8 protein-coding genes are annotated in these 8,240 nt (G+C 44.6%); 1 reads left to right on the top strand and 7 read right to left on the bottom strand.

Annotated elements, in window-relative coordinates:
- Positions 1 to 220: 220 nt before the first annotated feature.
- The 6 genes from G3570_RS04170 to G3570_RS04145 all read right to left on the bottom strand — a co-directional run bounded on the left by G3570_RS04170 (position 221) and on the right by G3570_RS04145 (position 6,021).
- Positions 221 to 991 (bottom strand): queuosine precursor transporter, encoded by a 771-nt coding sequence (locus G3570_RS04170; RefSeq protein ID WP_165139449.1) that lies wholly within the window; start codon positions 989 to 991, stop codon positions 221 to 223.
- A 209-nt stretch (positions 992 to 1,200) separates the two neighbouring features.
- Complete coding sequence (locus G3570_RS04165) at positions 1,201 to 1,902, bottom strand: N-formylglutamate amidohydrolase (protein ID WP_165139447.1); 702 nt, start codon at positions 1,900 to 1,902, stop codon at positions 1,201 to 1,203.
- Positions 1,895 to 3,139 carry a carboxylate-amine ligase gene (locus tag G3570_RS04160; RefSeq protein WP_249066652.1) on the bottom strand — a complete coding sequence of 415 codons (1,245 nt, stop codon included), beginning with the start codon at positions 3,137 to 3,139 and terminating at the stop codon, positions 1,895 to 1,897. The genes G3570_RS04165 and G3570_RS04160 overlap by 8 nt, the downstream gene beginning before the upstream one ends.
- A 114-nt stretch (positions 3,140 to 3,253) precedes the next feature.
- Positions 3,254 to 4,723 carry a RimK family ATP-grasp domain-containing protein gene (locus tag G3570_RS04155; RefSeq protein WP_165139445.1) on the bottom strand — a complete coding sequence of 490 codons (1,470 nt, stop codon included), beginning with the start codon at positions 4,721 to 4,723 and terminating at the stop codon, positions 3,254 to 3,256.
- A gap of 12 nt (positions 4,724 to 4,735) precedes the next feature.
- The gene (locus G3570_RS04150) at positions 4,736 to 5,446 is read right to left on the bottom strand and encodes a C39 family peptidase (protein ID WP_165139443.1); all 711 of its coding nucleotides are present in this window, start codon (positions 5,444 to 5,446) and stop codon (positions 4,736 to 4,738) included.
- Between the two features lie 119 nt (positions 5,447 to 5,565).
- Positions 5,566 to 6,021, bottom strand: coding sequence for a DUF4174 domain-containing protein (locus G3570_RS04145; RefSeq protein ID WP_165139441.1), 456 nt, complete (start codon positions 6,019 to 6,021; stop codon positions 5,566 to 5,568).
- A gap of 62 nt (positions 6,022 to 6,083) precedes the next feature.
- On the opposite strand from G3570_RS04145, the gene G3570_RS04140 reads away from it, so the two are divergent.
- On the top strand, positions 6,084 to 7,013 hold the full coding sequence (locus tag G3570_RS04140; RefSeq protein WP_165139439.1) for a 2-hydroxyacid dehydrogenase: 930 nt from the start codon (positions 6,084 to 6,086) through the stop codon (positions 7,011 to 7,013).
- Positions 7,014 to 7,101: 88 nt separating this feature from the next.
- On the opposite strand, the gene G3570_RS04135 is transcribed toward G3570_RS04140, so the two are convergent.
- Positions 7,102 to 8,175: a branched-chain amino acid aminotransferase gene (locus tag G3570_RS04135; RefSeq protein WP_165139437.1), complete on the bottom strand. Its 1,074-nt coding sequence runs from the start codon at positions 8,173 to 8,175 to the stop codon at positions 7,102 to 7,104.
- Positions 8,176 to 8,240 lie beyond the last annotated feature (65 nt).

The following is an 8,240-nucleotide window of genomic DNA, read 5'->3' as shown; positions in this document are numbered from 1 at the left end:
TCCCACTACGTCAATGAACATGTCCGATTTTCTGCTCAAATCTTAGAGCCAAAAAACGGGTTGAATGCAATCATGAAATTGTGTTCAACCCGTGTCGAAATCGGATTCCCAATATAGGGTACTTTAGGTATTCATGTCAATGTTTTTTTGCTAAAAATTTCCGGAAAATTTGTTGACTCCCGGCCCCCTCTGCCAAACCTCGGCCCACTCTGTTTAAAGGCTAATCGTGGAGGCTGTACTCCGACGGATCTTCTTCAAAATCTTTGAATAATCTGACCCCAAAATAGAAAAGCGGTGTGTCGAACAGTGCGAAGAAAAATTTAAAGAGATAAGAATTGATAATTAGAATGACCAAAGCCCCAATGGTTGTTACATCTTCACCAAGGTTTCCGGCCATATATAAGATGGAGAGAATGGCAGTGGAATCCACGAGCTGACTGACTGTTGTCGAAGCATTGTTCCGCAGCCACAAATGCTTCCCCTTGGTTAAGTTCTTCCAGAAATGAAAGAGTCGGACGTCAACAGTTTGGGCCGTGAGGTATGCGATCATACTGGCAATAGTATTGCCTATCATGAACTCATACACTCCTTCAAACAAATTCAAGCCGCCGCTTACTCCGGCCGTGTTGGGCAGCCAGTGATTGATGCTCATCAAAAAGAGCATAAAAGCGTTCATCCAGAAACCGACCCAGACCACCAGCTGTGCTTTCTTGCGGCCGTAAAGCTCAGAGATCAGATCCGTGGCCAGAAATGTAAATGGATAAGCTATGACTCCAACCGGCACGCTCATGGTATAGACGCCGGCATCCTGAACCATATCGGGTGTCAGCTTTTCAAGCCAACCGGGCAACTCCATCGAAAAGATAGTGACAAATTTTGTGGTGCCGATTACATTACCCAGTACAAGTGAGGTCATAAATATTCCTGCCAGAGACAGGAACAAGGCGTCGCGTTTATAAGTCGCAATGGGTTTGGAATTATCGGAACTCATAATAGAAACCTGGTACTCATTTGCCGTCTTTGCCGAAAGCCGCATCTAAGAGAATGCTATTATAACAGCATTCTCTGTAAGAAACTAGTAAAGCAAAATCAGACGGCTTCCGTTTCAATCAATCCTGAAGAACCGTCTGTCCAGAATGAACTACATGGAATGGCTTCTGAAGATCGGATAGGAATAGAACGTTTACTCGAGACTAGATGCTACTCTATGACAGATTTAAGGCTCTTGGTAATATTCTCCTGCAGATGTTGCCATCGTTTGGAATCTTCTGATAGTGGGAAGCGCTGGTTAACCTCTAGTTCAATACCCCAGTAGTCATCCTGACCAAGTTCTTTTCTGATGCTTGTCGAAAAGCCATCCATCGTTCCCGGATAGGGATGATTCATCCGATACTTGAGGTCAGGCATAAGCCGTTCAAGTTGCCTCCTCCATGCCCAGCAAAACTCTTTCTCCTGGTCACGCTTTGGGTCATAGAGCAGACCAATATCAACTTCTCTCTCAACTCCGTTCATCTGAGGCGTAAAGGTATGAACGGACAGATGCAGAATGGCGTCGCCTTTCGATATCAGGTCGCCCATGAAATCTTTAATCTTTTGTCGGTAAGGAAGGTAGTACTCTTCAACGATCGATCGTCTGGTCTCCTTATCCACTCCATCCATATACTCTGAAAAAGCAGAGGGGTTACCTAATGACCTGTTCAGGTCAACCAGCAAACGTGAAAACTCATGAGCATAGGCTTCACTTTTTACATTCCTGCTGATGGTACGGGTAAGTTCCAATGCCCCGATATCGTAACCGCGGTGTGTTTCCAGAACCTCAGTGTTTCGTTCAAATAGATGACGGTATTGCTGGGGCACCTTGTTGTCAGAGTGTTCGCATGTAACTACTAGTTTTCTATCCATCAATTTCGAATAACTTTCCTTCTTGCAGACAATTGCATAATTGTTCATAGACGCCTCGAGCATCGTCACGGGTAAATTCAGATGGCAGCGCCCTGCTGATCCTGCCGGATAAGGTTCCTAACGTGATCATTCTGTCCAGGCAGTTAAGAACCCGGTCGTTCTGTACCTCATCGGCCGAATACAATTCCTCAAATATATGCCGCCACAATGAGCCGACATCTGCTTTTCCTTTTGTAGGCATATCAAAAAGCGATAGATAACTTTTGTCATCTATGACGGTGTTCTCGGCGTCTTGTATCACATTCATAAAAATGTGATACAGGGTTTCTTCATTCCAAGATTTCTGTTCATCGAGGGAGCACCATCGCTCTTCTACCAATGCTTTTAGCAGATCAGTAATGATCCGCACGACAGCCAAATCTGCCAGGGTACATTCCTGGATATCAAGCACCCTGATTTCAATACTTCCTCGATCGAAACGTGCTATGGCCCCGCGTGAATTCAACCATTCATCCTGCAAGATATTTTCGGGATCATGCGGTGCAATATCGCGATACATTCTCTGGAATATGTGACGATCATATTCCTCCCTGCTGAAAACTGCTTCCGGTATAACCAGACCCGTAACCGATGGGATACGGTTCGAGTTGCTGCGGTATACTTCAAGTCTATAATCAGAAAACGGCTGGCGCTTTAAACCGGCAACCGGAGAACTGGCAGCGAGTCCCGGCAGAATAGGCAATACAATTCGAATGGCCGCATGCAGTTTTTCGAATTCTTCATCGTTTGCAAAAGGCAGGTTGATATGTGTGCTCTGAAGGTTAGCCCAACCGTGACCCCGACAGTCAAAAATTCTATTATATGCCTCATATATCGGATTGTATTCATGAGGCCAGAGTCTCGTTTCCGTATCGGGGTCCATCCAGGGATGCATGGCACCCGGCATCAGACAAGCATTGTAAGGTTCAAGCCTTCGGTTGATTTCCAGGACCTCCTTTTGAAATAGCCGGTGAAGTCCTTCTAAGGTTTTTGCCGGACCGTTGGTTTTTAATTCAACGACGTGGAGCACCAGCTCATTGGACCATGCAATTTCTCCGCGATCTATTTCATTGACTTGCGCAGCGGCATAGTCCCAGAACAGCTTATCTGTAATAGGCCTAATATTGAATGTATCACGATCAACGATCATGTATTCAAGTTCAATGCCATACGCTTCAAAAAGATGTAGCCTGCTCAAATGTTCTAATTGTGTTTCGATTGCTTTGTGGAATTAAGGATCAAGTTAACATTTTGATACCCGGCACTCTCATCACCCATTCAATTATAAAGTGATGCGATTCTTCGTCCCGGATCAATTACGGTTAGGGGATTTTTTCACTTCTATTCGCCTAAGAAATTCCTTCATGATCTTATTGTAGAGGGCATCTTTCAATATGACATCTTCAAAGCCGGAATCGATACTGGGGTTATCATTTATCTCAATTACATAAACCTTTCCACCCACCTGCTTGAGATCCACTCCGTACAAACCGTTTCCGATTAGATTGGCAGCATGTAAAGCTGTTTTCAAAACCGCCTCGGGAGCTTCATTCACAGGAAGTGATTCTGCTTTACCGGAATAGGTTTTCCCGTCTTTAGATCTTTCATAGATCTGCCAATGCTTCCGGGCCATATAATATTTGCACACAAATAGCGGTTCCCCATTTAATATTCCAACGCGCCAATCGTAATCGGTAGGCAGAAATTCCTGGGCAATCAACAGATCGGAAGTATTAAAAAGTTTAACCAGCATCTCTTTTAGCTGCTGACGATTTTCTGCCTTTACAACTCCCTGGGAAAAGGAACTGTCAGGCTGTTTCAAAATACAGGGGAGACCAATTTCGGGTTCTATCCTACCGCTGTTATCCTCGCTCACAATCAAGGTCTTCGGGGCAGCGATGCCGTTTCGATTAAGCAGTTCAGCCAGATACACCTTATTGGTACATTTAAGTATGGATTCCGGATCGTCCATCACCACCAGACCTTCTGCAGCGGCACGTCTGGCAAATCTATATGTATGATGGCTTACACTCGTTGTCTCGCGAATGAAAAGTGCGTCAAATTCGGCAAGCCTCCCGTAATCCTCTTTCCCAATGACCTCAACATAAAAGTCCAGGTTCTCTGCTGCCCGGATGAATTTTTGAATGGCTTTCTCGTCGGATGGTGGAAAGCTTTCTTTCTCACTTCTTAGTATAGCTAGGTCAAAACGGGTATCATCCTTTTTTACTCCAGGCAATCTGCGACCCTCAAAGTATTTGCGAGCCACTTCAATAACAAAAGGTTTGTGGTCTTGCGGGATTTCATTGGCCGAAATGGGCGAAATGGCATGAAGATTCCAGTGGTCATTTAAACGAACAAATTGTGCCCGGAGCAATGGAGCCTGGAATTGCATAAACAACTGCCTGGATAGCTTGTCATAACGTCCCGCTAAATTTTTACCGAAATAGATGCTGAGTGTAAAATCATCAGAAACAATATGCTTCAGTGCTTTCTGTATTTCCTTGTCAAGCTCTTCAGAAACGAAGCGGACCATGGTTTGAGATTTGATATCCTCGATAGCCATGATTCCGGGAAGGGGTCGATGCCCTCTCGCTTCTGCCAGCAGAGAAACATAATACCCGTTACTTTGATATTTATAGGAGCGACATAAATTGAAAACCCGTGCCCGTCTCATTTTACTGTAGAGTCCATCCGATAAGTAAGACCTTGCCGACACCACTTCCACACCGGGCAATTCCAGCGACCAGTTGGCCGGATTATTTACCACTACGATATTCTTCATTATGATGAAGTTCTATTCTTCTGATTCAGGTGTGATAATTATAAGATTAGCATCGTAGGTAACAATTCCCAGCAAGATGGCATTAATCAGGCGGTCTATCCCAGTTTCATAGAGAGGACCTTCACCCAGCGGATTGGTGTGCAGCGGATCGGCAACTGAGATGGTGCGTCTGCTTTTATCATAACCGTTGAGCACCACAAAGTGACCTGAGGGTTCTCCACGCAGATCATCATAATCCATATTTTCTCCATGCTCTCTCATGCTGCCATAGAGAAAGGTAGAACTGAGACCGGTTAAAATCGGGATGCGCTTATTCAAATACCTGCGGATCAATGCAGGCTTCAAGACCTCGTATTTTAATTTCCCGCCCTGGTCTAAAAAAGTAGTATAAGCAGTCGTTGCCGTCAGCAGTTTTGGGTTCTGTTTGTGTTGGGACTGCAGCTCAAGTTTATTTTTGATAAAAAACTGTTCATGACCGAACCATGTCGGATCAAACATATTCAGGTTATAGGTATAGATTGTTGCCCGGTAACCACGGCTCAGTGCATGATTGGCAAGCAGACAACCAAGCGTACCTCCCTCCTCCAGGGTTTCTACCTCGTCGATAACCTGCTGCAGGGAAATGTCATCCCCATAGTAGGAATAGATAGTATGTAAACTGGTTGGCCCGCAGGTACTGTCGTCGGGCTGAGGCAGTATGTTTAGTGGGATGGCGGCTTTCATAATATTCTGTGAAAAGAGATGGATAACTGATTTAGGTTAGGTGTGCATCATTCAATATTACGGAGTTTTTTATTCTCCACAATGAATTATTTTTTCAATCCGCTAAAATCAAGGTAAGGTCATTCACCTTGTTCGCGCATCTCGCGCTGCCGCATCGGCATGCTATCTATTAGACCAAACACTTCCTTATTCGTTAGTAAATTACCTGTTCTAAGCTTTACAGTACCGTCTTTTCCAATTAGGATGACAGTGTATTGCCCCGGTGTTACCTCATACTTTTTGTATATGTCTTCCGTACTCTTATCATCAATTTGCTGACCGTCAATATTTGATGCATCATCACTGAATAAATGAACAATTTTGAGATCCCGATCGAGCACTCCCTCCCTATTACTGTTCAGTTCTTCTAACTGTTTTTGGTAATCGTCATTTTCCTGTGAGGGGGCAAAAACGAGCAACAGCCGATTTTCCCATCGATAGTCAGACAATTGAAATTCACTCTCATTCTGGGCCAGCATCATGTACGGAAACAGTAAAGAAATTAATGTCGCATTTAAAAGAATTTTGGCAAGCATGAATATCATTGATTTATTACCATGAAATACTATAAACATCAATTCTAAAGCTTCAGTTCTCTATGTCCTTAGTTTTGCTGGCACCTGACAGGAATATGCAACCCTGGAAAGAAGCCCTGCTAAATATTGACCCAAATCTCGACGTTGAAATATGGCCCGGAGTTTCAAACTCTGAAAAGGTCCAATATGTAGTAGCCTGGAACCAGCCCAAACAGGTACTCAACTCCTATCCCAATCTAAAGGCAGTCTCTTCCCTGGGAGCCGGGGCCGACCATTTATTGAAAGACGATTCCTTGCCTGAAGACATACCAATTTGCCGTGTAGTTTCACCTTCATTGGTTAGCCAGATGAAAGAATATGTTTTAAACGCTGTTTTGAACTACCAGAGGAATACCCACATGTATGCCATGCAAAAAGTTAAAGGCATTTGGGAGCCCCATCCCAACAAGTCACCGGAAGAATTTACCATAGGCATCATGGGATTGGGAGAACTCGGACGTCCCACGGCAACCTACCTCGCTCAGCTTGAATACCGGGTTTCGGGATGGTCTAAATCAGTTAAAAATATTGAAAACGTGGAGACCTATTCCGGGAAGGAAGAACTGGAGTCCTTTTTGACCGGTTGTTGTTTGCTTATTTGCATGCTTCCATTGACCGAAGAAACCGAAGGCATTCTGGATCTTGATACCTTCAAAAAACTAAAGAGGCCCGGGTACCTGATTAATGTTGCCAGAGGTGAGCACCTGGTAGAAGAAGATTTGATTTATGCTCTCGATAAGGAGTGGATGGAAGGAGCCCTGCTGGATGTATTTTCAAAAGAACCACTACCCGAAAGCCATGCCTTCTGGAATCGCGAAAAAATTATGATCACTCCCCATGTTTCCAGTTTGACTCCTCCCGAAGAAGTGGCGCCCCAGATAGTGGACAATTATAAAAGGGCTCTGTCAGGCATGGACCTCAAGCACAAGGTGGACCGAGAAAAAGGATATTAGGCTTGATCCGGTATCAATAATTCTACTCACGACCAGATTTTCCATTCTTGATACCAATGGTCAAAGTTGAAGATTATGAAAAAATAAGTTACGCCACCTCAATGGAATGGGTCCAGTTAAAGCGGTCTTCAAGTTTACCACGCTGTATACCATAAATGGTATCGTACAGTTTCTGGCCTACCGGACCTCTTCCATCCTCGTGGATGGTTATCAGCTCGCCGTGATGTCGAATCTCTTTGACAGGAGAAATCACTGCAGCCGTTCCCGCGCCGAAGACTTCCTGCAACTTGCCGGAACGGGCTGCTTCCATAACCTCAGTCATACCGATTTTTCGCTCCTCCACATCCATGTCCCAACTTCGGGCAAGTTTCAATACGGAGTCGCGTGTTACCCCGGGCAAAATGGTTCCGCCCAAGGGTGGCGTGATCAGCACATCATCAATCAGGAAGAATATATTCATAGTGCCTACCTCTTCCACATATTCATGATCAAAAGCATCGAGCCACAATACCTGACTGAAGCCCATTTGCTGGGCTTTACGAGCCGGATAAAAACTGGCGGCATAGTTACCTGCAGTTTTGGCTTCACCGAATCCCCCTTCAACGGCACGAACATAATTCTGAGAAGTAATTAATCTAACAGGTGCGTCGTAATACGAGCCAACCGGTGAGAGTATAATGTAGAAACGATAAGTATCGGAAACTTTTGCAGCAACCTGCGTATCCCAGGCACATGCAAATGGCCGAATGTAAAGTGAATTACCGTCTTTCTCAGGGACCCATTTGTGGTCGAGCTTAACCAGCTTGCGGATGCCTTCTAAAAAAGTTTCTCGATCTATTTTTGGGATACATAGTCTTTCGCAAGAGTTGGCCATGCGCTCATAGTTCTTCTCAGGGCGAAAGAGGTTGACAGTCTTGCCGTCAATATAATAAGCCTTTGTGCCCTCAAAAACCGATTGCCCGTAGTGCAGCGTAGACAAGGCGGGAGTAATTTGTATGGGACCGTATGGTTTAATAACCGGTTGCTTCCATTCGCCATTCTTGTACTCCATCTCCAGCATGTGATCGGTAAAAACCTTGCCGAATCCCGGATTATCCAAATCAACTTCAGGCAAACGACTTTGTTCTGCTTTTTGAACAGCAATATCGGTCAATGTATCCATGGGTCTCTAAATTTTGTTTAAGAACGGGCTGTTAAGTTAGAAGCTTTTTTATTAAATAGCTGACT

It is taken from the genome of Halalkalibaculum roseum (assembly GCF_011059145.1).
Classification (GTDB): Bacteria; Bacteroidota; Rhodothermia; order Balneolales; family Balneolaceae; genus Halalkalibaculum; species Halalkalibaculum roseum.
The sequence above is the reverse complement of the archived record's forward strand: the minus strand, read 5'-3'. Positions and strand labels throughout refer to the sequence as shown.

What these genes read in the sequence shown, in the direction of transcription:
- G3570_RS04135 (WP_165139437.1), bottom strand. Translation starts at nt 8,175, where the DNA reads ATGGATACATTGACCGATATTGCTGTTCAAAAAGCAGAACAAAGTCGT.
- G3570_RS04150 (WP_165139443.1), bottom strand. Translation starts at nt 5,446, where the DNA reads ATGAAAGCCGCCATCCCACTAAACATACTGCCTCAGCCCGACGACAGT.
- G3570_RS04170 (WP_165139449.1), bottom strand. Translation starts at nt 991, where the DNA reads ATGAGTTCCGATAATTCCAAACCCATTGCGACTTATAAACGCGACGCC.
- G3570_RS04165 (WP_165139447.1), bottom strand. Translation starts at nt 1,902, where the DNA reads ATGGATAGAAAACTAGTAGTTACATGCGAACACTCTGACAACAAGGTG.
- G3570_RS04155 (WP_165139445.1), bottom strand. Translation starts at nt 4,723, where the DNA reads ATGAAGAATATCGTAGTGGTAAATAATCCGGCCAACTGGTCGCTGGAA.
- G3570_RS04145 (WP_165139441.1), bottom strand. Translation starts at nt 6,021, where the DNA reads ATGCTTGCCAAAATTCTTTTAAATGCGACATTAATTTCTTTACTGTTT.
- G3570_RS04140 (WP_165139439.1), top strand. Translation starts at nt 6,084, where the DNA reads ATGTCCTTAGTTTTGCTGGCACCTGACAGGAATATGCAACCCTGGAAA.